At 72.3% G+C, this 22,320-nt stretch carries 18 protein-coding genes and 2 pseudogenes; 10 read left to right on the top strand and 10 right to left on the bottom strand.

Annotated features, from left to right (window positions below):
* Positions 1-79 precede the first annotated feature (79 nt).
* On the bottom strand, positions 80-1,930 hold the full coding sequence (locus G7Z13_RS02895; RefSeq protein ID WP_165995734.1) for a lasso peptide isopeptide bond-forming cyclase: 1,851 nt from the start codon (positions 1,928-1,930) through the stop codon (positions 80-82).
* A gap of 26 nt (positions 1,931-1,956) precedes the next feature.
* Positions 1,957-2,067 carry a keywimysin-related RiPP gene (locus G7Z13_RS02900; protein WP_107095211.1) on the bottom strand — a complete coding sequence of 37 codons (111 nt, stop codon included), beginning with the start codon at positions 2,065-2,067 and terminating at the stop codon, positions 1,957-1,959.
* Between the two features lie 561 nt (positions 2,068-2,628).
* Between G7Z13_RS02900 and ctaD the strand changes: the two genes are divergently transcribed.
* Positions 2,629-4,341, top strand: a complete 1,713-nt coding sequence (gene ctaD, locus G7Z13_RS02905) for a cytochrome c oxidase subunit I (protein ID WP_165995736.1) — start codon at positions 2,629-2,631, stop codon at positions 4,339-4,341.
* Complete coding sequence (locus tag G7Z13_RS02910; RefSeq protein WP_165995738.1) at positions 4,338-4,706, top strand: hypothetical protein; 369 nt, start codon at positions 4,338-4,340, stop codon at positions 4,704-4,706. Before ctaD ends, G7Z13_RS02910 begins: the two co-directional genes overlap by 4 nt.
* A 260-nt stretch (positions 4,707-4,966) precedes the next feature.
* Here G7Z13_RS02910 and G7Z13_RS02915 read toward each other — a convergent pair whose 3' ends face one another.
* From G7Z13_RS02915 to G7Z13_RS02930, 4 genes and pseudogenes are all read right to left on the bottom strand, one after another.
* Complete coding sequence (locus G7Z13_RS02915; protein ID WP_165995740.1) at positions 4,967-5,668, bottom strand: hemerythrin domain-containing protein; 702 nt, start codon at positions 5,666-5,668, stop codon at positions 4,967-4,969.
* 71 nt (positions 5,669-5,739) lie between these two features.
* Entirely contained in the window at positions 5,740-6,960 is a 1,221-nt protein-coding gene (locus G7Z13_RS02920; protein ID WP_165995743.1) for a PP2C family protein-serine/threonine phosphatase, read from the bottom strand.
* 151 nt (positions 6,961-7,111) lie between these two features.
* Positions 7,112-8,833 carry a RecQ family ATP-dependent DNA helicase gene (locus G7Z13_RS02925; RefSeq protein ID WP_165995745.1) on the bottom strand — a complete coding sequence of 574 codons (1,722 nt, stop codon included), beginning with the start codon at positions 8,831-8,833 and terminating at the stop codon, positions 7,112-7,114.
* A gap of 121 nt (positions 8,834-8,954) precedes the next feature.
* Positions 8,955-9,349: pseudogene (locus G7Z13_RS02930) on the bottom strand (LysR family transcriptional regulator); the annotation flags it as partial.
* Positions 9,350-9,631: 282 nt separating this feature from the next.
* Here G7Z13_RS02930 and G7Z13_RS02935 point away from each other — a divergent pair.
* From G7Z13_RS02935 to G7Z13_RS02945, 3 genes and pseudogenes are all read left to right on the top strand, one after another.
* Positions 9,632-10,516 (top strand): annotated as a pseudogene (locus G7Z13_RS02935) (extracellular solute-binding protein).
* 67 nt (positions 10,517-10,583) lie between these two features.
* Positions 10,584-11,840, top strand: a complete 1,257-nt coding sequence (locus tag G7Z13_RS02940; protein ID WP_165995747.1) for a cytochrome P450 — start codon at positions 10,584-10,586, stop codon at positions 11,838-11,840.
* On the top strand, positions 11,837-12,550 hold the full coding sequence (locus tag G7Z13_RS02945) for a GAF and ANTAR domain-containing protein (RefSeq protein ID WP_165995749.1): 714 nt from the start codon (positions 11,837-11,839) through the stop codon (positions 12,548-12,550). The genes G7Z13_RS02940 and G7Z13_RS02945 overlap by 4 nt, the downstream gene beginning before the upstream one ends.
* A gap of 47 nt (positions 12,551-12,597) precedes the next feature.
* Here the strand turns inward: G7Z13_RS02945 and G7Z13_RS02950 are convergent, their stop codons facing one another.
* Positions 12,598-12,846, bottom strand: coding sequence for a hypothetical protein (locus tag G7Z13_RS02950; protein ID WP_165995752.1), 249 nt, complete (start codon positions 12,844-12,846; stop codon positions 12,598-12,600).
* A 218-nt stretch (positions 12,847-13,064) separates the two neighbouring features.
* Between G7Z13_RS02950 and G7Z13_RS02955 the strand changes: the two genes are divergently transcribed.
* Both G7Z13_RS02955 and G7Z13_RS02960 read left to right on the top strand, forming a co-directional pair.
* Positions 13,065-13,538 (top strand): hypothetical protein, encoded by a 474-nt coding sequence (locus tag G7Z13_RS02955; protein ID WP_165995754.1) that lies wholly within the window; start codon positions 13,065-13,067, stop codon positions 13,536-13,538.
* On the top strand, positions 13,535-14,710 hold the full coding sequence (locus G7Z13_RS02960; RefSeq protein WP_165995756.1) for a zinc-dependent alcohol dehydrogenase: 1,176 nt from the start codon (positions 13,535-13,537) through the stop codon (positions 14,708-14,710). The genes G7Z13_RS02955 and G7Z13_RS02960 overlap by 4 nt, the downstream gene beginning before the upstream one ends.
* A gap of 15 nt (positions 14,711-14,725) precedes the next feature.
* On the opposite strand, the gene G7Z13_RS02965 is transcribed toward G7Z13_RS02960, so the two are convergent.
* Positions 14,726-15,658 carry an NADP-dependent oxidoreductase gene (locus G7Z13_RS02965; RefSeq protein ID WP_165995758.1) on the bottom strand — a complete coding sequence of 311 codons (933 nt, stop codon included), beginning with the start codon at positions 15,656-15,658 and terminating at the stop codon, positions 14,726-14,728.
* A gap of 343 nt (positions 15,659-16,001) precedes the next feature.
* On the opposite strand from G7Z13_RS02965, the gene G7Z13_RS02970 reads away from it, so the two are divergent.
* Complete coding sequence (locus tag G7Z13_RS02970) at positions 16,002-16,931, top strand: LysR family transcriptional regulator (protein WP_165995760.1); 930 nt, start codon at positions 16,002-16,004, stop codon at positions 16,929-16,931.
* Between the two features lie 197 nt (positions 16,932-17,128).
* On the opposite strand, the gene G7Z13_RS02975 is transcribed toward G7Z13_RS02970, so the two are convergent.
* Positions 17,129-17,893, bottom strand: coding sequence for a calcium-binding protein (locus G7Z13_RS02975; RefSeq protein ID WP_165995762.1), 765 nt, complete (start codon positions 17,891-17,893; stop codon positions 17,129-17,131).
* 408 nt (positions 17,894-18,301) lie between these two features.
* On the opposite strand from G7Z13_RS02975, the gene G7Z13_RS02980 reads away from it, so the two are divergent.
* The gene (locus tag G7Z13_RS02980; protein ID WP_166004560.1) at positions 18,302-18,907 is read left to right on the top strand and encodes a lytic polysaccharide monooxygenase; all 606 of its coding nucleotides are present in this window, start codon (positions 18,302-18,304) and stop codon (positions 18,905-18,907) included.
* 298 nt (positions 18,908-19,205) lie between these two features.
* Here the strand turns inward: G7Z13_RS02980 and G7Z13_RS02985 are convergent, their stop codons facing one another.
* Entirely contained in the window at positions 19,206-20,741 is a 1,536-nt protein-coding gene (locus G7Z13_RS02985; protein ID WP_166004562.1) for a fused MFS/spermidine synthase, read from the bottom strand.
* Positions 20,742-21,291: 550 nt separating this feature from the next.
* Here G7Z13_RS02985 and G7Z13_RS02990 point away from each other — a divergent pair.
* Positions 21,292-22,104, top strand: coding sequence for a hypothetical protein (locus tag G7Z13_RS02990; RefSeq protein WP_165995764.1), 813 nt, complete (start codon positions 21,292-21,294; stop codon positions 22,102-22,104).
* Positions 22,105-22,320: the final 216 nt, after the last annotated feature.

Here is a 22,320-nt window from a genome sequence, read left to right on the forward strand (position 1 = left end):
CGGCCGTCCGCCGTGCGAGTCGGAGTGCGGGGCGTGGTGCGGTCCCGGTCGTTCCGCGCGGCTCGGGACGCGGTGCCGGTCATCCGACGGCGGGGCGGGGCGCGCGGTCCCGGGAGCGCAGCCACACCTCGCAGGCGATGGTCGAGTAGAGGATCGCGTCGCGCAGGCCCGGCGCGGAGGGCCGCTGGGCGAGCCGGCGCAGCTGCTCGCCGTCGACCAGGCCGAGGCGTTCCAGCCGGGAGTCGCTCCACAGGGTCATCAGGTCACCCCGGTGCCGGCGCAGCCCGTCGGAGGCGTCCATCGAGGCCTCGGCCTTGTTGGCGCGCCGCAGGCAGGCGTCCGGGACGACACCGCGCATCGCCTCGGTGAGCAGCGGTTTGTACTGCCAGGGCGTGACGCGTTCGTCGGGCCGGACCGCCAGGCACGCCTCGATCACCCGGTCGTCCAGGTACGGCGACGCCATGGGGAGTCCCGCCCGGGTGGCCATGCGCTCCCACTGGCGGATGATGCGGGTGCAGGTGCGGATCAGCTCCAGGTCGGTGTGCAGGCCGCGGTCCGGGTGCAGCGGCTCGGCGTGCGCTGCCGAGTCCAGCAGGGCCTCGCGGGCCAGCCGTTCCGTCTCGGGTGTCATCCAGGGGAACAGGCGGGGTGCCATGCCCCAGCCGAGGCTGCCGGTCACCGAGGACTCGGGCATCGGGGTGCGCAGCTGCCGGGCGGAGTCCGCCAGCCAGCGGGGGTAGGCGCGGGTGTCGGCGAGGGCGCGCGCGGTCGCGCCGAGCGGCCAGTTCCACAGGGCGCGGAAGCCGCGCAGCCGGCTCAGCGCGAACAGCGGCCGGGTGCGCAGCAGCCGGTGGTAGTACGCCTCCGAGCACCAGGCGACGTGGTCGCCGCCGATGCCGGTGAGGTGCACCCGGCTGCCGCGTTCGGCCAGCCAGGGCAGGTGTTGCAGGACGCGGGAGCGGTCCATGACCCCGATGGTCGGTTCGTCGAGGAGGTCGTCGATGCCGAGCAGGTCCGAGTAGACCAGCGCGGAGGCGTCCGCGTCCCAGACGACGTGCTCGGTCCTGGGCAGGTGTTCGGCCGCCTGCCGGGCCCAGGCGAGGTCGGTGTCGGCGGGGTCCCGGCCCGGCCAGGTCGCCGCGAGCACGGAGGCGGAGGAGCGGGCGGCCAGGAAGCAGACGGAGGTGGAGTCCAGTCCGCCGGACAGGTCGCAGCTGACCACCCCGCCCGGCCGGGTCCGCAGGTCGACGGCCTCGGCGAGTGCCGCGCGGACGGCGGGGGCGCCCCGGGTGAGGGTGCGGACCGGCTCCGGGGGCCACCACCAGCGTGAGGTGCGGGCCCGCCGTCCGTCCGCGGAGACGATCAGGGCGTCGTGCGGGGAGACCGCGTCGACGCCCTGCCACACCGAGGTCTCGTAGAGCGGATGCGGCACGGGCCACAGCAGCCGGACGGCCAGCCGGCCGGTGTCCGGGCGGCTGTCCAGGGCCGTGGCGAGCAGGTCGGCGCTGGTCGCGGCGATGTGGACGCCGCCGATGCGCGCGTGGAAGACGAGCCGCAGGCCGGAGGCGGTGCCCTGGATCCTGACCTGCCCGTCGTGGGCGGCGACCAGGTGGAAGCTGCCCGGCAGGGAGCGGGCGAGGTCGTCGAGTTCGGTGAGGTCGCGCATGCGGGCGGCGCGGCGTTCGAGCCGCGGCCGGTCGGCCGCGCACCATCCGACGGCGGCGAGGGCCGTCGTACCGGCGCGCGCGGTGACGATCTCCGTGCCGGACCAGTGGCCGATCAGCCAGGGGCGGCCGGAGGCGTGGGTCAGGACACGGGTGCCGGGGTGGCGGAAGAAGCGGGCCGCGGCGGCCGCCTCCTCGCAGTCGGGGAAGACCGCGAAGTGGGCGTCACCGCGACCCGTTTCCGCACTCTCGTGCATGTCGGACATGAAGTCCCGTTACGTTCCGGTCGCCGTCAGTTCTTGCTGAGGATCAGACGGTCGTTGCCGTTGCGCTGCAGCAGCCCGGTCTTCTGACGGAACGATCCGAGCCGGACGAGCGTCGGGGCCTCGTACGCCTTCTTCATGTCATCACCTCGCTGTGAGCGGTACCGTCGGCCTCCTTGCGGCCGGCGGCGGTGTCACCAGCTAGCGCGGCGGAACGCGACCCGGACAAGACGCCCTCGATAAGTCATATCAGCAGACTTTCCCTGGCCTGATGCGATGGCCGAAAGCGCTGCCGGCCGCCTCCCCCCGATACGGAGGGGGGTGGCGCAGGGAGGCGAAAGAGCGACGAACCCGTCCCACCTGCGCGATGGCGCCGGCGCCCCGGACGCGGTGGCGAACGCACCCGGCCCACACGACAAAGGGGCGCCGCCCGGCGCATCTTCCGCGGCAAACGCAACAGCCGGCAGGACGTGAAGGCGGTGTCCGCCCGAGGCGAGCGGCTTGCCCGACGTGAGCGGCCGCCGTCCCCGCCACGCGGCCGCACCACTCCCCCGAACGGGCCTCTGCGTCCACCCGGACGGATGAACGGGTGGGCCGTACGGCGCAAGGACGGCCCGTACGGCGCCTCGCTCCCGGCGAAGACGACTAGCTTCCGCTGAGCCGGCTACAAGCGTCCGAACCCATGCCGACCGAGGGACCCGATGGCGACACATACCGAACCGGTTGCTCCGGTACCGGCGGCCGAGAAGCGCCGCCGCGGCCAGGTGATCGTGACCTGGCTGACCACGACCGACCACAAGAAGATCGGTCACCTCTACCTGATCACGTCGTTCCTCTTCTTCCTCTTCGGCGGCGTGCTGGCGATGGCGGTCAGAGCCGAGCTGGCCCGGCCGGGACTGCAGATCCTGTCCACCGAGCAGTACAACCAGGCGTTCACCCTGCACGGCACGATCATGCTGCTGCTGTTCGCCACACCGACGTTCGCCGGGTTCGCCAACGCGATCATGCCGCTGCAGATCGGCTCGCCGGACGTCGCCTTCCCCCGGCTGAACATGTTCTCGTACTGGCTGTTCCTCTTCGGCGGCCTGATCGTGATGGCCAGCTTCTTCACCCCCGAGGGCGCGGCCGACTTCGGCTGGACCGCCTACACCCCGCTCAGCGGCGGGGAACGCACCACGCAGCTCGGCGGCGACCTGTGGATCATGGGACTCGGACTGTCCGGGTTCGGCACGATCCTCGGCGCGGTCAACTTCATGACGACGATCATCTGCATGCGCGCCCCCGGCATGACCATGTTCCGCATGCCGATCTTCACCTGGAACGTGCTGCTGACCTCGGTGCTGGTGCTCTTCGCCTTCCCCGTCCTGGCCGCGGCCCTGTTCGCGCTGGAGGCGGACCGCAAGTTCGGGGCGCACATCTTCGACCCGTCCAACGGCGGAGCACTGCTGTGGCAGCACCTGTTCTGGTTCTTCGGCCACCCCGAGGTCTACATCCTCGCCCTGCCGTTCTTCGGCGTGATCACCGAGATCATCCCGGTCTTCTCCCGCAAGCCGATCTTCGGGTACGGCGGGCTGGTCGGCGCCACCATCGCCATCGCCGGGCTGTCGGTGACCGTCTGGGCCCACCACATGTTCGCCACCGGCGCGGTGCTGCTGCCGTTCTTCTCCTTCATGAGTTTTCTCATCGCCGTGCCGACCGGCGTGAAGTTCTTCAACTGGATCGGCACCATGTGGCGGGGCTCGGTGTCCTTCGAGCCGCCGATGCTGTGGGCGGCCGGCTTCCTCGTCACCTTCCTCTTCGGCGGCCTGACCGGCGTCCTGCTCGCCTCGCCGCCGATGGACTTCCACGTCACCGACTCCTACTTCGTGGTGGCGCACTTCCACTACGTCCTGTTCGGCACCATCGTCTTCGCCATGTTCGGCGGGTTCAGCTTCTGGTGGCCGAAGATGACCGGCACGATGCTCGACGAACGGCTGGAGAAGATCCACTTCTGGACGCTCTTCGCGGGCTTCCACACCACCTTCCTCATCCAGCACTGGCTCGGCGCCGAAGGCATGCCCCGCCGCTACGCCGACTACCTGGCCGCCGACGGCTTCACCGCCCTCAACACCATCTCGTCCATCGGCGCGTTCCTCCTCGGCCTGTCCACGCTGCCGTTCCTCTACAACGTGTGGAAGACCGCCAAGCAGGGCGAGCGCGTCGAGGTCGACGACCCGTGGGGTTACGGGCGTTCCCTGGAGTGGGCCACCTCCTGCCCGCCGCCCCGCCACAACTTCACGACCCTGCCGCGCATCCGCTCCGAGTCCCCCGCCTTCGACCTGCACCATCCCGACCTCGCGCAGCTGGAGCAGCGGGCGAACGCCGGTCAGCGGGACGTCGTGGGCGCCGACGAGCACAAGGGCGGACCGCAGTGAGACGCGACCGGAACCGCCCGGCACCGGCCGACACGGCGTCGACCGACACCGTCGAGGGCTACCTCATCGCCCGCGCCCACCACGACCAGGCGCACCGCGAGGCGGGGCTGCTGTGCTCCCGGATGCCCTGGCTGACCACCGCGCAGGCGGACGACGTCACGCGCCACTACGTCGAGCAGCGCCTCGAAGCCAGCCGCCACCTGCTGCGCGAGGCGGTGGACCGGGCCGCCCAGCTGCGGCGGGAGTACGAGGACCGGTACGCGGCCCTGCGCCGCGACCTGCTCGTCCGCCACACGGCGGCCGCCTGCGTCACGCTCGCCTGCGCGGCGGGCGTGGGCACCCTGGCGGGCCTGATCGCCCGCTAGGGGGTGTCTCGTCGATCAGGCCGGATCAGCGAGCGGCGTCAGGTGCCGCGCATCGCAAGGCGGAGGAGGGAGTCGACGCGATGGGGGTGCCCCCGCGCGAGCGCCGCCGAGCGTGGGGGAGTTGGCGACCGACGACGACCGACCGACGACAACGCGGCGAGGCGCGGTGCCAGATGCCGGGAGCCCGGCATGACCGGCGAGACACCCCCCATGACCCGTCGTCCCGATAGGGCCGGGATTCGCGGGCCGTCGGCGGGTGTTCAGCGTCGTCCGCGCGGATGCGCTCGGCGTCGCCCACGCCGGATCGCGCGGGCGGCGCCGGTGAGGGCCAGCAGTACGGCCAGACCGGTGGCCGCCGTGCGCGGGCCGGCGGCGGGGCCGCGGGCGCTCAGCGCGTCGCGCGCCCGGTCCTTGAGGCTCAGCGGGACGCCCAGGACCGCGTTGCCGGGCGGGCGCCTCGGGACGGCGGGGTGGGGATGGGTGGGCGCGGTCCGCCGTACCGTCTCCCAGGCGGCGCCGAGCCGTCGCAGACGGGTGGCGTCCATGGCCTCCTGCAGCCGGGGCAGGAGCAGGTCCTCCTCGTCCCTGATGTCCTGCCGGATCAGCGCGAAGGCGCGCTCGATCCTGTCCGCGCGCTCCGGGTCCCCGAGGGGGAGACGTTCGACGGCGGTGACGAGATCGTTGATCTGCTGGTGCTCCTCCTCGACGCGGGCGGTCAGTTCCTCACCGTCGGGGACGAGACGGCGCACCACCGGCCACAGCACGGTCTCCTCGGCGAAGGCGTGGCTGAAGACCAGCTGGACCAGCTCCTTCAGGGCCCGCTCGCCGTCCTCGTCGTCGCGCCGGGCGCGGTAGCGCTCCATGAGCCGGTCGATCTCCGCGTGATCGCGGCGCTGGCGCGCCAGGACGCTGCGCGGGCCGCCGAGCTGCCGGTCGGTCTGGTGCTTGATGGTGTTCGCCATGCTCCCTGCTCCGCTCCTCGTGATCTGCTCTCGGGTGGCGCTACAGCGGCGGTGCCGGGCCGCGCCGGTGGTCAGGGGGTCAGCTCGTCGTGCCGGCCGGCGCGCCATTCGACGAGGAGCACCGTCGCGTCGTCGGCGAGGCGGCCCGCGTGGTGCTCCATCACCGCGTGCATCAGACGGCGCAGTGTCTCGTGCAGGGGCTGGTGGCCGAAGTGGTGGCGTACGACGAAGTCGACGAAGCGGTCACGGCCGAACTCCCGGCCGTCGGCGTCCCGTGCCTCGACCACGCCGTCGGTGTACAGCAGCAGCCGGTCGCCGGGTTGCAGCTGCCGGCGGGAGACGGTGATGGGCAGGCCGAGCCCGCTGCCCATCGGCCCGGCGGGCGGGCAGGACAGCTCGACGGTCCAGCGGTTGTCGCGCACGACCAGCGGCAGATGGTGGCCGCGGTTGACCCAGGTCAGCTCACCGGTGGCCAGGTCGAGGTCGGCGAGGATGCCGGTGACGTAGCGGCTGGTGCCGAAGTGCGTCATCAGCAGGTCCTCGACGGCCCGGCTGGTGTCCGCGAGGGAGGCGTCCTGGCGGCGGGCGTTGCGGCAGGCGGCCACGGCCACGTTGGCGGTGATCCCGGCGGTGGTGTCGTGGCCCATCGCGTCGAAGACGGACAGGTGCAGTGTGGTGCCGCTGACGGCGTAGTCGAAGGCGTCGCCGCCCACCGAGTAGGCGGGTTCGACCAGCCCGCCGACGGTGACGTCCCGGCCGGCGAAGGCGGACGGCGCCATCAGGTTCCACTGCATCTCCGCGGCCACGTTCATGCGCTCGATGCGGACCAGCCGGGCGAAGGAGTCGCTGACGGACCGCTTGCTGAGCAGCAGCAACGCCACCAGGGAGGCCAGGTCGCGCAGGTCGTCGCGCGCGGTGTCGCCGGCGTCGTCGGCGGTGTCCGCCCGCAGCACCCCGAGCCGTACGATCCCGTCCGTCACCGGCACCCACCACCGCCGGGTGTGCCGGTCGGCGGGGGCGGTCTCGGTGAGCACGTCGACCCGCTGGAAGGCCCGGCCGGGCAGTGTGCCGTCCACCGTCAGCCGCTCCCCGTCCTCACCCGCCTCCACGCCACGGCCGGTGACCTGCCGCAGTACGGTCTCGCGGATGTCGGCGACGAAGACGGCGACGTCGCGGAAGCCGGCCCGGGCCGCGTGTCCGGCGATCAGGCCGGGCAGCTGCTCGAACGTCACCGTGTGCGCGGCCCGCATCAGGTCGCGCAGGATCCGCCCGGTGTCCGCGGTGGCTTCCATCGTCGCCGGTCCTTGGTTCGCAGGGGCCTCTCGCCGGGGGCGGCCGGTCCGCCGCCCGGGCGCCGTCGGGCGCGCTTCCGCGTACCCACACAGCGGGAGGCGACTCCTGGCGGCCGCCCGCCCGGGCCGGGGCGGGCGGGGCGGGGGCGCGTCATGCCTCCGGGCGGTCCGCGCCGGGCCGGCGCACCACCGTGAGCAGGCCGTCGCGGGCGGCCAGCGCCTCCAGGGAGAGGGTGTGATAGCCGGCGTGGTCGAACAGCACCGTGATGCGGTCCCGGTCCTCGCTCAGCACCGTGCCGTCGCCCCACTGCTCGTGCCGTACCTCGGTCCCGACGGGATAGCGGGCCGCTGCCGGGTGGACGGGCCGCTCCTCGGGTCCGCTCGCGGCGCTCACCGCGGTGCGCGGGTCGTCCTCGTCGCAGCGGTCGCAGTTGCCGCACGGCGCCTCGTACTCCTCGCCGAAGTAGCCGAGCAGGAAGTGCCGCCGGCAGCCGGTGGTCTCGGCGAACGCGCGGGCCATCTCGACCCGTGACCGGTCGGTGCGGCGGTGTGCCTGCGCGGCCCGCGCGGCCCGCTCCGTCGCGCGGCCGGGGGTCATGCCGGGGGCGGGCCGGATCTCCCCGTCCTCGCCCGTGGCGACGGCGCCGGCCTCCTCCAGCAGGTTGACGGCGGCGGTGACCCGGTTCCTGGACAGGCCGGTCTCCTCGCGCAGCTCGTCCAGCCCGGCGGCGTCGTCGCCGTCGTCGTCGTGGACGGCGTCGGCCACGTCGGACAGGGTCTCGCGGCTCGGGGTGCGGCCGGCGAACCAGGTCTGCATCCCGGTGTCCCGCGGCCGGTAGTGCAGTACGGCGAGGGCCGGGCGGCCGTCCCTGCCGCAACGGCCGATCTCCTGGTAGTAGGCGTCCAGGGAGCCCGGCAGCGACGCGTGGAGGACGAACCGTACGTCCTCCTTGTCGATGCCCATGCCGAACGCGGAGGTCGCCACGACCACGTCGGCGGTGCCGGAGAGGAAGGCGTCGTGGACGCGGGACCGCTCGGCGGCGCGCAGTCCGGCGTGGTACGCCTCGGCGGTCAGCCCGAGGGCGGCCAGTTCGGCGGCGTAGTGCTCGGTGTCCTTGCGGGTCCCGGCGTAGACGATGCCCGGCTTGGGCTCGGCGGCGGCCCGTTCGACGACGGCGCGGCGCCGGTCGTCCTCGTCCAGGAAGCGGTGGACCTCCAGCCTGATGTTCGGCCGGTCGAAGCCGGTCACCATCACGCGTGGCCGCCGCATGCCGAGGCGCTCGGTGATCTCCCTGCGCACCGGTGGGGCGGCGGTGGCGGTCAGGGCCAGGACCGGCGGTCTGCCCACCCGGCGCACCGCGTGGTGCAGTCGCAGGTAGTCGGGGCGGAAGTCGTGGCCCCAGGAGGACACGCACTGCGCCTCGTCCACCACGAACAGCGCGGGCCGGGTCTGCGCCAGCCGCTCCACCACCTCGTCCTTGGCGAGCTGCTCGGGGGACAGATACAGGAAACGGGCCTCGCCGCGGCGCACCGCCTCCCAGGCGGCGTCGGTCGCCGCCGCGCCCACGTCGGAGTTGACCGCGACGGCCCCGGCGGCGGCGTCGTCGTCCGGCAGCCCGGCGATCTGGTCGCGCTGCAGGGCCAGCAGGGGGGACACCACCACGACCGGCCCGGACAGCATGAGGGCGGGGACCTGGTAGACGGCGGACTTGCCGGATCCGGTCGGCATGACGACGAGGGCGTCCTCGCCGGCGGCCACCCACTCCATGGCCGTGAGCTGGCCCGGCAGAAGCGTGTCCCAGCCGAACACGTCCGCGGCGATCTCCCGCAGGCGCGCGGCGCGGGCCTCTTCCTTCCGCGTCCGTTCCACCATGGCCCGCTCCCTCTCCGTTCGCGCGGGCGCGCCCGGCCGCGTCCCGACGCCAGGGCGAGTACCCGGTGCGGGGATGCGCACCCGCGGGCCGGGGACGCGGTGCGCCGGGCCCGCGCGGTGCTCAGGCGAGGTCCGCGGGAATGGGCGGCAGTCCCGCGCCCACCCGCGCCCCCGTCTTCCGCGGCCAGATGTGGGCCGCGTCGTGGGTGTGCACCGGGTGCCACCACAGCGCATGCCGAGCTGCCGTACGGCGGGGACGTCGTAGGTGCGCTGGTAGGTGACCCACGGGAGCTGGGCCAGGTCCTGCCGGGTGAGCCGGTCGCCGGCGCTCGGGTGGTCGTCGGCGACGAGGAAGACCCAGCGGTCGTCGTCGAGGTCGGTGGCGGGGAAGTCACTGATCACTCCGTGCGGCATGAGCAGGCCGTCGGTGGCGCTGAGGAGCGTCGCGGTGTCGTCCACCACGGTGGACGGGGCCTGGGTGGAGCGGAGCCGGATGCCGGGGGCCTCGGCGTGCACCACAGTCGGCGGGCGGTGCGGGATCCGCCCGGTCAATACTCCGTCCGGGAATCGCCTTGGACACCGCGGAAGGTTCTACGCGCGTCGTCATCGACGTCGGTATATCGGAAGACACCAGCCCCAACCGTCGTGGTTGGAGCAATGACCACAACCACTGATCAGGGGCCGCAATACCCCCCTGAGCTGGGGCAGAATTCCGGCCGCACCGTCCAGAAAAGGCAAGAGGACCCATCTGTGCGACCAAGATTCCCCGGCGCTCGCGCCTCCATCGCCGCACTCGGACTGCTGGCCTCCCTCGTCACCGCCTGCGGCTCGTCCGGCGGCGGCGCCGACAGGACGACGCTGCGCCTGGTGGCGCCCGAGTACGGCAACAGCCCCTCGACCAGTTCCAAGGCGTACTGGGACGAGCTGACCGCCGCCTTCACCGCCGCCCACCCCGGCACGAAGGTCGAGGTGATGCTCCACCCGTGGACCGACGTCGACCGCGAGGCGGGGGCGCAGCCGCCGAAGACCTGGTCGGATCTCAGGGCCGCGGCCCAGGCGCTCGAGGCGCGGGGCGTGGCGTACCCGTACGCCCTGCCGCTCGGCCCGGAGGAGGCGCACGCCGAGGCTCTGATCTGGCAGCTGAGCAACGGCGGGGGTACGCCGACGACAGTGGCGGCTACAGCCTCGCGTCCGAGCGGAACACGCAGACGTTCCGCTGGATCAGGGACAACCTGGTCGCCCCCGGCCTGACCGGTCCCGTCCCGCCGGCCCGGCTCGACCGGCAGGACGCCTTCGCCGCGTTCCTGCGCGGCGATGTCGGCATGCTCAACGGCTACCCGTCCCTCCTGCACGAGGCGCGGCCGAAGGGCATCGAGGTCGGCACCCTGCGCATGCCGGTGTCGGACACCCTGGGCGACGGACAGGCCCCGCCGTCCGTGGGCGTCGCCGACTGGATGATGGCCTTCAAGCACGCCGACAACCGCGAACTGAGACCCCAGCGGAGAGCAGTTCCTCGCCGCACTGCGCGGTGCCCGGCTGTACCCGGTCAACGAACCGTCCTGGCTCCAGGTCAGCGACGTCATCAAGCCCGACATCGGCAAGGCGGTCGCACCGTCCGCCGAACCCGAGGCCGTACTGGAGGACATCGCCCGGCAGGCCCGGAAGACCACCGGGAACCCGTAGGCGGGTGACCGGGCGGTTCGTCGCCGGCCGAGGTGTCGCCCCCGGCGGGCAGGGGCACCCGTGCGCCATGAACGCACCTCACCGCCCCCTCGTCGATCACACGTTGCCCGCGCTCGCCGAGGGGTACGCCTGGCTGCCCAACCGGATGAGGCGGAGCGCGGACCAGGTCGTGCGGACCCGCCTCATGGGCCGTCCGGCGCTGGCCGTGCGGGGCCCGGAAGCGGTGAGGTTCTTCTACGACGAGCGACACGTGCGCCGCCATGACGCCGTCCCCGGCCCGGTGCTGAGCACCCTGTTCGGCCACGGGGCGGTCCACACCCTCGACGGGGACGCCCACCGCGTGCGCAAGGACCTGTTCCTGCCCCTGCTGGGCGTCGAGCGGATCGCGGGGGTGGTCGAGCATGTCACCGCCGCGTGGGACGAGGCGGCCCCCACGTGGGCCGGCCGCTCCTCCGTCGTACTGCTCGACGAGACGAGCGTGGTGCTCACCCGAGGCGTCTGCCGGTGGGCGGGGATCCCCCTGAGCGACGACGACGCCGAGCCGACGGCGCGGGACCTGGTCGCGATGGTGGACGGGTTCGCCACCCTGGGGCCGCGCCACTGGCGGGCCCGGCGTGCCCGCGCCCGGCAGGAGGCACGGCTGGCCCGCCTGGTCGAGGACGTCCGGTCGGGCGCGGTGACCGCCCCCGCGGACTCGGTCCTCGACCGGATCTGCCGCCACCCGCACGCGGCCGGTGAGCCGCCGGAGCCACTGGAGCCGCGGACGGCCGCGGTGGAACTGCTCAACGTCATCCGCCCCACCGTCGCCGTCTGCTGGTTCGTCGCCTTCGCGGCGCACGCGCTGCACCGGTGGCCGCAGAACCGGGAGCGGCTGCGCGGCGGGGACGCCGCCTGGGCCGCGGCGTTCACGCACGAGGTCCGCCGCTTCTACCCGTTCGCCCCGTTCCTGGGCGGCCGGGCCGTCTCCGACCTGACCTGGCAGGGCGAACACGTGCCGGCCGGCGCCATGGTGCTGCTGGACGTGTACGGGCAGAACCACGACGAGAAGCTGTGGGGAGACCCGTACGCCTTTCGCCCGCAACGGTTCCTGGACCGGCCGGTCGACCGCGACGAACTCATCCCGCAGGGCGGCGGCGATCCCCGGCACGGGCACCGCTGCCCGGGCGAGGGCATGACCATCGGACTGCTGGAGGCCCTGGCGACACGGCTGGCCCGCCTGGAGTACACCGTTCCGGAGCAGGACCTGACGATCTCGCTGCGGCGCATCCCGGCACGACCGCGCAGCGGCTTCGTCATCGCCGACGTGCGCCCGCCCGCCGCATGACCGCCGAGGTGACGAAGGCGGCGCGGCTGGTCGCGCGAGCCGCGGCGGGCAGCCCCGGTGCGGAGGTTCCCCGGCGGGTGTGCGCGGCGGTGCGCGAAGGGCTCGGCGTGGACGGTGCCACCTTGTCGTTGCTCACCGACACCCCCTCCCGCCAGCTGCTCGCCGCGTCGGACGATGCCGCCCTGCAGCTGGAGGAGATCCAGTTCACGGTGGCGGAGGGACCCTGCGTCAGCGCCGCGCGGACCGGCGAGCCCGTCGCCGTGAACGACCTGCGGCACGAGCTGACGCCCTGGCCGCTGTTCGGGGCGATGACGCGGGAGAAGCTGCCGGAGGTGCGCTCCGTCTACGCGCTCCCGCTGTTCTTCGGCGACTACGTCCTCGGGTCCGTCGACCTGCTGGCGACGCGGCCCGGCGCGCTCGACGAGGAGGCCCTGGAGCAGGCGGCCGACGTGGCCGACGCCGTGACGGCGGCGCTCATGCCGACCCGCGAGATGCTGCTGACCGGGAACGAGGCCCCCGCGTGGGAGCCGGAGCCGGTCGTCCGCGCCCACTGGTTCGACACCTGGCGCGCGGTCGGAGCGCTGGCGGCCCGGCGGCGGGTCACCCCGGAGGACGCCCTCGCCCTCCTGCGCGCCGAGGCCTTCCGCACCGGCAGGTCGCTGCCGGACATCACCACGGACATCCTGCGCGACCCGCCCGGTACGTCGTAAGCCGCCGGTACGTCGCAGGCGCGCAGGTGTCTCGTAGACCCGCGGGTTCAGGCGCCGAGCTGGGTCACGGCGACGTCCAGGCGCGCGGCGATCGCCTCCAGGTCGCGCCCGGACGCGTCGTCGGTGTCGAGCCGGGCGACGAGGTCTTCCCTGGAGATGACCTCCGCCGCCCCGCGCCACCGCTCGTCCGTGAGCGCCGACGCCGGTACGACGGCGGCGGCACCGGCCACGACGACCAGGACCGGCTCGTCGGCGTCGGACTCCAGCAGGGCCTTGACGTGCTCAGACGTGATCATTCGGTTCCTCCGGTTCCCTCGGTGTTGCCGGTCGCCGCGGACGGCTCACGCGGACGGCTCACGGGTAACCCGCAGCCCCGCTCGCACTCCGCTCAGGCGGTGTGTGCCGGGGAGAGATAGGGCGACGCGGTCGGGGTACTCGCCGCACACCGGGGCCCACCGGCGCACGCGCTACTCCCCCGCACCCCCCACTCCGCTTCCCGAGGATGTGATCCCCCATGACTCCCGCTGGGAAATCGCTGACGGCGGCCGCCGCGGGTCTGGCCGCCGGGACCGCCGTCCTGCTGCGCCGCGCGAAGGCACGTTCGTCCGCGAAATCCGCCGGAGACCGGTGGCTGACGGTGACGATCTACCGTGAACCCGGTGAGGTGCGGCCCGACGAGCTGCCGTCCCCGCTGCGGGAGTACGGCGACCGGATCGAGACGCGCGTCCGCCCGGCACCCGGCGACCGGGGCACGGAACTGGCGGTGCGCCTGCGGGAGACGGAGCCGGACGCCGCGTACTCCGTGCCGGCCCGGCTCGCCGGTGCGGACCCGCGGCAGGACCTGCGCCAAGCCCTGCGCGAGGCCAAGTCGCTGCTGGAGGCGGGTGAGGTCCTGCGCCCCGACGCGCCGCCCACCACCCACGACACGCCGGGCGGAAAGCTCGTCGGTCTGCTGAGTCGCCGCGCGGGCGGGGAGGGAGTGCTGTGAAGGCCCTGTGCTGGGAAGGCGTCAACAAGCTCGCCGTGGAGCAGGTGCCCGATCCGGAACTGCGCAACGACCAGGACGTGATCGTACGGCTCATCGCGGGCACCACCTGCGGTTCGGACCTCCATCTCATCGGCGGCTACATCCCGCTCATGCGCTCAGGTGACGTCATCGGCCACGAGTTCCTCGGCGAGGTCGTCGAGGTCGGCTCCGGCGTACGCAAGCACCGGGTGGGCGACCGGGTGGTGGTCTCCTCGTTCGTCGGCTGCGGCCGGTGCTGGTACTGCGCCCACGACCTGTGGTCCCTGTGCGACAACACCAACACCAACCCCGGTGTCGGCCAGGCCCTGTTCGGCGCCGACACGGGCGGCATCTTCGGCTACTCGCACGCCATGGGCGGCCTGCGCGGCAGCCACGCCGAGTACGTGCGCGTCCCCTTCGCCGACTACGGCGCCTTCCCGGTCCCGGAGGGCGTCGACGACACCAGCGCCCTGTTCGTGTCCGACTCGGTGCCCACGGGCTGGATGGGCGCCGACCTGGCGGGCGTGAAGCCGGGCGACACGGTCGCCGTGTGGGGCTGCGGGGCGGTGGGCCAGATGGCCGCACGCGCCGCGATCGTGCTGGGCGCGGAGCGGGTGATCTCCATCGACCGCATTCCCGAACGGCTGGAGATGACCGAGCGGTACATCGGCAGCGAGGTCATCGACTACACCGCCACCGATGTGGGGGCCGAACTGCGCGAACGCACCGGCGGCCGGGGGCCGGACGTGTGCATCGAGGCGGTCGGCATGGAAGCCCACAGCGACAGCCCCGTGCACCTCTACGACCAGGTCAAACAGCAACTGCGCCTGCAGACGGACCGCCCCACCGCCGTACGCCAGGCCATCCACGCCTGCCGCAAGGGTGGCACGGTGTTCGTCCTCGGTGTCTTCGCCGGCGCGGTCGACAAGTTCCCGCTGGGCGCGGTGATCAACAAGGGTCTGACCGTGCGGGGCGCGCAGCAGCACGGCCAGCGGTACATCCCGATGCTCCTGGACCGCCTGGCGACCGGCGAGCTGAGCACCGCCCACCTGGCGACCCACACCCTCTCCCTGGACCAGGCGCCGCGCGCGTACGACATGTTCAAGGAGAAGACGGACGGCTGCGTCCGCGCGGTGATCCGCCCGGACGCGTGAACCGCCGGGGGGCGGTCAGTCGGTGACGGACAGGACGATCTTGCCGGTGGTCCGGCGGGAGTCGCCGAGTTCGTGGGCCCGGGCCGCCTGGGCCAGCGGGAGCACCGCGGCGATCTCGGGGCGCAGCAGGCCCGCGTCGACGAGTGCCGCGATCTCGCGCAGGCCCGCCTGGTCGGCTTCCACGATCATGAATGCGGCGCGCCGGCCGAGGGCCGCCGCCTCGTCCGCGAGATACGCCTCGGCCGGGGAGGCGAGGGAGACGAGCACGCCGCCCGGGCGCAGTACGCGCAGCGAGCGCGGCCCGCAGGCGCCTCCGATCGCGTCGACGACCACGTCGACCGGTTCGATCGCCGTCTCGAAGTCGGTCTCGGTGTAGTCGACGAGTTCGTCCGCGCCGAGGCCGCGCAGGAACGCGTGCTTGGCCGCGCGGGCGGTCCCGATCACGTGTGCGCCGCGTGCCTTGGCCACCTGGACGGCGAGGTGTCCGACGCCGCCCGCCGCCGCGTGGATCAGGACGCGCTGCCCCGGCCGCACCTCGGCGACGTCGACGAGCGCCTGCCAGGCGGTGAGCGCGGCCAGCGGCAGCGCCGCGGCCTGCGCATGGGTCAGGCCGCGCGGCTTGCGGACCAGGTGCCGGGCGGGCGAGGTCACGTACTCGGCGTAGGTTCCCGCCGGCAGCGGGTGGCGCGGCAGGCCGAACACCTCGTCGCCGGCCGCCAGCGTGGTCACTCCGGGACCGACCGCCTCGACCACGCCGGAGACGTCCCAGCCGAGCCGGACCAGTGTGCCGGCCAGTCCCCCGGAGGCGCGGTGCCAGGAGTCGGTCGGGTTGACGCCGGCCGCGTGTACCCGGACCAGTACCTCGGCCGGACCGGGCTCCGGACGCCGCGCCTCGACCAGTCGCAGGACCTCGGGCCCGCCGAAGCCGTCCTGCCCGATCGCACGCATGATCGTCTCCCCCATGTGACTCTCCCGTTCTCGTTGGTGCGGGGCCCTTCGGCCCGGAGTTCTCGTGGCTCGCGGGTGCGGCCGGCGCGGAGCGAGCGCGCCCGGTCCGGAGCCGGGCCGCCGCGAACCGGCCGGCTGCGGCCTCCCGGCGACCGTCAGCGGCAACGCCCCGGGCGTGCGCCGTCGTCAGCACTGCACTGCACACAGCTGCTGAACACAGCACGTGAACACAGCAGGTCAACGCGGCACATCGCCGTCTGGCAGACTGCCCGCCGGCAACCGGCCGATCAACGCCCGATACGGCAACCCGTGTTTAGCCCCACTCAACACCGCAGGAGCGCCCGTGTTCGAACGTCTGGAACTGGAGGCCTTCCTCACCCTGGCCGAGGAACTGCACTTCGGGCGCACCGCCGAACGTCTGCACGTGACCACCGGCCGGGTCAGCCAGACGATCAAGCAGCTGGAACGCCGGGTCGGCGCGGACCTGTTCGAGCGGACCAACCGCAGCGTTCGCCTCACGCCCCTCGGTCTGCGGCTCTACGAGGACGTCCGGCCGGCGTACGAACAGCTGCGGACGGCGATGGACCGCGCGGTGGCGGCCGTCCGCCGCGCCCGCAGCACCCTGCGGGTCGGTTACGTCGGCGCGGCAGCGGGCCAGGTCGTCCACCGGGCGGCGGACCTGTTCGCCCGGCAGGAGCCGGACTGCCTGGTCCGGGCCCGGGAGACCCAGGTCGCGGAGGCCCTCCAGCGGCTGCGCGCCGGTGACGTGGACGTCCTCGTCACCAGCCTGCCGCTCGCCGCGTCCGACATCACCGTCGGCCCCGTGGTCTTCTCCGAGGCCCGGATGCTGGCCGTGCCGTCCCGGCACCCGCTCTCCGGCCGCACGGCGGTGGTCATGGAGGACCTCGGTGACATACCCCTGCTGCGGCTGGCCGGCGCGTCGCCGGGCGACTGGCCCTCCGACCGCTGGCCGGAACGCACCCCGGAGGGGAGGCCCGTCCGCAGCGGGCCGCGTTTCGAGACGTTCCAGGAGGCCCTGCACCTGGTCGGGAGCGGAAGCGGGGCAGTGATCGTCGGCGCCCAGGTCACCCGCTTCTACGGCCGACCCGACATCACGTACATCCCCTTCTCCGACGCCCCGTCCGTCGACTGGGCACCTGTCTGGCTCAAGAGCGGCACCACGCCCTTGGTCCGCGCCTTCGCCCGCACCGCACGCGAGGCCGCCGACCAGGTCCACCGGGACAGTCAGGTGACCGACCGCCGAGTCCCGTAGTCCCTGCCCCTCCCATGGCGGGCGCACGCCGCGACCACGTCGCGCAGGAAGCCACCGCCCACTGGGACCAGCGACCGGCTCGCCCGCGTGCGTCGGCCCACGCCGCAGCGCGGACGACCCCGCCCGGCGGCGGCGGTGGCTCGGCGCCCGCGGCGCTGTTCGCGCAGCGGGCCGGGACCTTCGGCCACAGCGGCGCACTACGGGAGGACGATGTTGCGGCCGGGCCCGCCCTCGAGGGCGTCCTTCCCGGTGCCACCCCAGACGAGGTCGTCGCCGCCTTCGCCGTCCAGTGTGTCGTTGCCGGGGCCGCCGAGGACGATGTCGCGGCCGTCCCCGCCCATGGCGTGGTCGTCGCCGGGGCCGGCGTGCACGGTGTCGTCACCGCCGTAGCCCTCGATCATGTCGTCGCCCCGGCCGCCCCACATCTGCTGGTCGCTGCTGTCCCCCATCAGGTGGTCCATGCCGTCGCCGCCGTGCAGGGCGGCCGGTCCCATGACCATGTCGTTCCCCGCGCCGCCCAGCACCGTGCGTGCGGTGTGGGCGTGCAGTTCGTCGTCGCCGGCGCCACCGCTGACGGTGCCGATGCCGGGGGTGAAGGCGGCGATCGTGTCGTTGCCGTCGCCGAGGAAGACGTCGATCCGGTCGGGCCGAGGGCTGTCGGCGGGCAGTTCGCAGACGACGGAGGTGGTGTCCTCGGCTCTGGAGTACGCACAGTGGTCGCCCGGTTCGAGCGGGACCACGTCGCTGAAGCCGATCCGCCGGATCCCGTCGCTGGTGTACATGGAGAATATGCTGAGGTCGTTGGTCTGCCCTGCGGCGGCGGTGAAGACGATCGACTGAGTTGTCCAGTCGGCTCCGACGCGGGCCTTCGCCTCGGTGGTGGCGGCTGCCGGACCGACGGCGAGGCCGGCGGTGAACAGGATCACGGCGACCGCGCTGACGGCGGCTCGGTTTCGGTGCATGAGACCTCATCTCGCTGGAGTGACGGTGGACCGACCTGCTTGGCGTGGTGCTGCGGGGACCGGGCGGACCCGGTCGTGAAGGCAGTCTCCCCTGCTGGTCCAGATCTGCAAGACCGCGAATTTCAGGCTTCGCTGGCTCATTTCTGGCACAGCGAAGGCGAGTTGGCCGACGTCCATCGTCCGTGCAACGGACCCGGGCGTCGATCCGCTCGCGGCAGATCCCCTGCTCGCCGCCCACCCCGGTAATCAACTGTGTTTGCTTCATTGACATTTCACCCGGAGGGCCTACCGTTGGGAGCGCTCCCATTACAGTGCCGCAACTGGAAGGAGTCCCCCCACATGCGCAAACAGAGTCCGTTGACCGGGCGCTCGCGGTCGTCCCTCCGCCGGCCTCTCCAGGCGCTCGTCATGCTGTTCGCCGTGGTTGCCGGCGCACTGACCTGGTCGGCCCCCGCTCAGGCGCACGGCACCATCGTCAGCCCCGCCACCCGCGCGTACCAGTGCTGGAAGACGTGGGGCAGCAACCACACCAACCCGGCCATGCAGACCCAAGACCCCATGTGCTGGCAGGCCTTCCAGGCCAACCCCGACACCATGTGGAACTGGATGAGCGCGCTCCGCGACGGCCTCGGTGGCCAGTTCCAGGCGCGGACCCCCGACGGGACGCTCTGCAGCAACAACCTCTCGAGGAACGCCAGCCTGAACAAGCCCGGGCCGTGGAAGACGACCAACGTCAGCAACAACTTCACGGTTCAGCTGTACGACCAGGCGTCCCACGGTGCCGACTACTTCAGGGTCTACGTGAGCAAGCAGGGCTTCGACCCCAAGACCCAGACCCTGGGCTGGGGCAACCTCGACTTCATCACGCAGACCGGCCGCTTCGCCCCGGCGCAGAACATCTCGTTCCCCGTCCAGACCTCCGGCTACACCGGACACCACATCCTGTTCGTGATCTGGCAAGCCTCGCACCTCGACCAGGCCTACATGTGGTGCAGCGACGTGAACTTCGGCTGAGCCGGGGAGCGCCGCTCACGGCACCGACCTCTGCCGGGCGCCGGTAACCCGCCGCCCGGCCGACCGAGCTCCGTCGGGGCAGGGGACCCATGTGGTCACCCTGCCCCGACGGAGCTTCCCGCGCTCCTGGTGCTGTGACGGAAACCTTCGCCGGGCCGCCCGTTGTGCTGGACGTCAGGACGGCCTGCGACGGGGGGCAGGAGACCGTCCCCGACCGCTGGGCATTGCGGACGGAACGTCATCGTCGCGACAGGTCCGCCGGTTCAGGTGCGCCGGCAGGGCCTGGACGCGTGTCGTGTCACTGGCCGCTCCGCGGGCTGTAGGGCTGGAGGAGCTGGTCGACGGGTGCGTAGTCGTCGGTGAGCGGTCGGGCATCGCCGATCCAGGAGGCGAGGTCGTCACCGGTCGCGATCCTCCAGCCGGTGTGCCGGGCGTCCAGCGCATCCTGGACCGCGCGCAGGTCGACCGGTCGGCCGGAGGCGACCATCACCAGATTGCCGCCCTCGGAAGCGGCGGCCGGGTCGAGGCCGATGTCGGCGGCTTCGCCGACGAGGGCGACGTGCTCGAAGGTCTCGCTGAGAGTGGCTGCTTCGGCACGTGCGAAGGCCATACCACCGTGATCGATGACGTTGGCGACGTACAGGCCGTCCTCGTCGAGCACCCGCCGTACGTCCTTCATCGCTTCGACCGTGGTGAGGTGCCACGGCACGCTGACGCCCCCGAAGGCGTCGCCGACAACGAGGTCACGACTGCCGGAGTCCAGTCGCCGCAGGCCGAGCCTGCCGTCCTCGGTACGTACGTCGATACCGGCTTGTGATCCCAGACCGAGTCGGTCGCGGTTGATGCGCACGACCCCGCTGTCGATCTCCGATACCAGGCTGCGCGTCCCGGGCCGCGTGGCCGCGAGGTAACGGGGGAAAGTGAGTCCGCCGCCACCCAGGTGGTAGGCAGCGAGTGGCTCACCTCCGGGAAAGGCGGCATCGACCACCGACGCGATGGCGCGCACATACGTGAACTCCAGGAACGTCGGGTCGTCGAGGTCGACGTAGGAGTGCCGCACGCCGTCCAGAACGAGTGTCCGGCCGCTGCCCCGGTCGGGGTCCGCGACGACCCGTACGCAGTGGTACTTGGTCTCCGTGTCGCAGGCACCGGGCGCGACCACGGTGGCGAGGCCGCCGGCCACGACCACGAGTGTCAGGGCAGGGGTGCCGCTCCACCCGCGCGTTCGCCACTCGACCAGCGCCGAGCCGAGCACCAGCAGCGTGCCGAGGCCGATCAGTATGCCGCTGACCGGCAACCGCGACACGAGGACGAAACCGGTGAGGACAGTGCCGGCGATGGCACCGACGGTGCCGACACCGGACAGCCGGCCGACAACCGTTCCAGTCTCGGCGAGGCTGGTCAGACGCATCTTGGTCACGATCGGCGTCACTGCGGAGAGCAGCGCGCCCGGCACCAGGATGGTCAGCGACGCGATGAACAGCAGCACCGGTGGTGCCCACTCCGCGGTGGTGCGCAGAACGGCCGGGGTGAGCGCCACGACCACTCCCGACACGCCGAGCGACGGGCCCAGGAGCCGGCGTGCATCGACCTGGTCAGCGATGCGCCCACCCAGCCAGGAGCCGACGGCGATCGCGGTGAGGGCGATCCCGATCACCATGGTGCTGGTCTCGAGGGTGAGACCGAGGTAGGGAGCCAGCAGCCGCAAAGCCACGATCTCGACCACCAGGACCGCGGCCGAGGACCCGAACACAAGCACGGCAGCGGCACGGGGACCCGGTCCGAAGTCGCCAGGCGTGCCCTCGGCGACAGGCGAGGAAGACGATCCGGTCACGAGCGACATCCTTGCACGCGGCTCATCGAGGCGAGGCCGATACTTCCCGAGGAGACCGTCGGGGGCGACGGCGCACTGCCCCGCTGCGTGCAGCCTGCTACCACCGTTGGCGACGTACAACGTCCCCCACTTGCCCTCCGCTTCATCCAGCAGAACGTGGACCCGTCCGTCGCTGCGGTCCCTCGAATGCGCGTCGTAGCCGTTCTGCAGCAGTTCGAAGGGCGAGCGGCCGGCGTACTCCCGTGCGCTCGCGTACGAAACTGCGTTCACCTGCCGCGCCAAGCGCTGGACTTGTTCTGACCGGGCACCCTCCAGCACGGACCGGCCGTACTCCCGTAGCTGCTCGGCCCGGGCGTTCCTCGCCATGGTTCTCCCCTCACCTCAGCGTGATGAGGACGGTCTCCCGGCGCACTGACATAGAGGGCGTCAGGGATCACCGTGAGGAAGCGGGCGCACCTCCGCGCGCAACAGGAGTGGACTGGCGGGGCGGGCGTCGGGCAGATCGTCCGAACATCGTCCAGGCGCTTGTGTCGGACGGCATGATGGCAGCGTGGATCTTGAGAAGATTACGGCGGTACTGGCAGCCATGGGCGGCCTGCTAGCCGCGCTCATCGGTTTCGTCGTCGGCCGGTGGCAGAGACAGGGTTCACTTGCCCAGGCTGGGGCCACGTCCGAAGGTGCCTCCGTCCAGGCTGCTGCCGCACTCGAAGGCGCGTTTGCGCAGGCCGGGGCGGCACTGGAAGCCGTGGCTGCTGCAGCCGCCAAAAATCACGACCAATGGCGCCGGAGCCTACGGCGTGACGCGTACGTCGCCTTCCTCCTGGCCACGGCGGAGGTGGAGGGGATCAGGTATCCGGTGGACGATACCGAGGACACGACGCTCGAGGCGCGTTGGTCCACAGCCGAGGAGGCCCTAAACCGCGCCAGGGCAGCAAAGTATGTCCTCGACTTGGAGTCCCCGGACATGTCGCAGGTCGCTGAGTCACTGTTGTCCGCCGTGGAGGGGTACACACGCGCAGTGCGTGTCACGGCCGAGTACAACCGGGCACAACTGGCGATGGCGAGAATCGAACGTGACTCCGGCGAGCGATTGCGGGAGGCATGGCGCGCGCTCTGGGACCTGACTCATGCCGTGCGGTCTTCGTCACACGCAAGTGAGGAGCAGCGGCAACGGGAGCTTGTATCGGCCTACGACACGGCACGCGCTTCGCTGGCCCAGGTTGAAAGACTCACCGACGTACAGCGAAGCGCCTTGGTGCGCTACCACTCAGAGACTTCGGAACCATATGCCGCCCTCATCTCTGTTCCCGAGAAGCGCGCGGAGTTTCTGGAGGCGGCACGGCAGAGGTTGGACGCGTCATAGGAGTCACTGTGAGGCTGCACTGAAGCTCCCCCGTTGACCTGGACACGTGGACACCGGGACGGATGGGTCTCAGGGGAAGTAGTTCAGGTTGAGCAAGAACAACCGCAGCAGGCGGTACACGGAGGAGTGCAAGGGCGATGCCGTCGAGTTGGCGCCGGCCTCCGACAAGACGGTCACCGAGGTCGCCCGTGATCTCGGCGTGAGTGCTGAGGGCCT

It is taken from the genome of Streptomyces sp. JB150 (assembly GCF_011193355.1).
Lineage (GTDB): Bacteria > Actinomycetota > Actinomycetes > Streptomycetales > Streptomycetaceae > Streptomyces.

Bases quoted from the DNA above. Each gene is read 5' to 3' on its own strand.
- G7Z13_RS02950 (WP_165995752.1), bottom strand. From the start codon at position 12,846: ATGATCACGTCTGAGCACGTCAAGGCCCTGCTGGAGTCCGACGCCGAC.
- G7Z13_RS02900 (WP_107095211.1), bottom strand. From the start codon at position 2,067: ATGAAGAAGGCGTACGAGGCCCCGACGCTCGTCCGGCTCGGATCGTTC.
- G7Z13_RS02915 (WP_165995740.1), bottom strand. From the start codon at position 5,668: ATGGCGAACACCATCAAGCACCAGACCGACCGGCAGCTCGGCGGCCCG.
- ctaD (WP_165995736.1), top strand. From the start codon at position 2,629: ATGGCGACACATACCGAACCGGTTGCTCCGGTACCGGCGGCCGAGAAG.
- G7Z13_RS02940 (WP_165995747.1), top strand. From the start codon at position 10,584: ATGAACGCACCTCACCGCCCCCTCGTCGATCACACGTTGCCCGCGCTC.
- G7Z13_RS02895 (WP_165995734.1), bottom strand. From the start codon at position 1,930: ATGTCCGACATGCACGAGAGTGCGGAAACGGGTCGCGGTGACGCCCAC.
- G7Z13_RS02955 (WP_165995754.1), top strand. From the start codon at position 13,065: ATGACTCCCGCTGGGAAATCGCTGACGGCGGCCGCCGCGGGTCTGGCC.
- G7Z13_RS02975 (WP_165995762.1), bottom strand. From the start codon at position 17,893: ATGCACCGAAACCGAGCCGCCGTCAGCGCGGTCGCCGTGATCCTGTTC.
- G7Z13_RS02945 (WP_165995749.1), top strand. From the start codon at position 11,837: ATGACCGCCGAGGTGACGAAGGCGGCGCGGCTGGTCGCGCGAGCCGCG.
- G7Z13_RS02965 (WP_165995758.1), bottom strand. From the start codon at position 15,658: ATGCGTGCGATCGGGCAGGACGGCTTCGGCGGGCCCGAGGTCCTGCGA.
- G7Z13_RS02925 (WP_165995745.1), bottom strand. From the start codon at position 8,833: ATGGTGGAACGGACGCGGAAGGAAGAGGCCCGCGCCGCGCGCCTGCGG.
- G7Z13_RS02920 (WP_165995743.1), bottom strand. From the start codon at position 6,960: ATGGAAGCCACCGCGGACACCGGGCGGATCCTGCGCGACCTGATGCGG.
- G7Z13_RS02980 (WP_166004560.1), top strand. From the start codon at position 18,302: ATGCTGTTCGCCGTGGTTGCCGGCGCACTGACCTGGTCGGCCCCCGCT.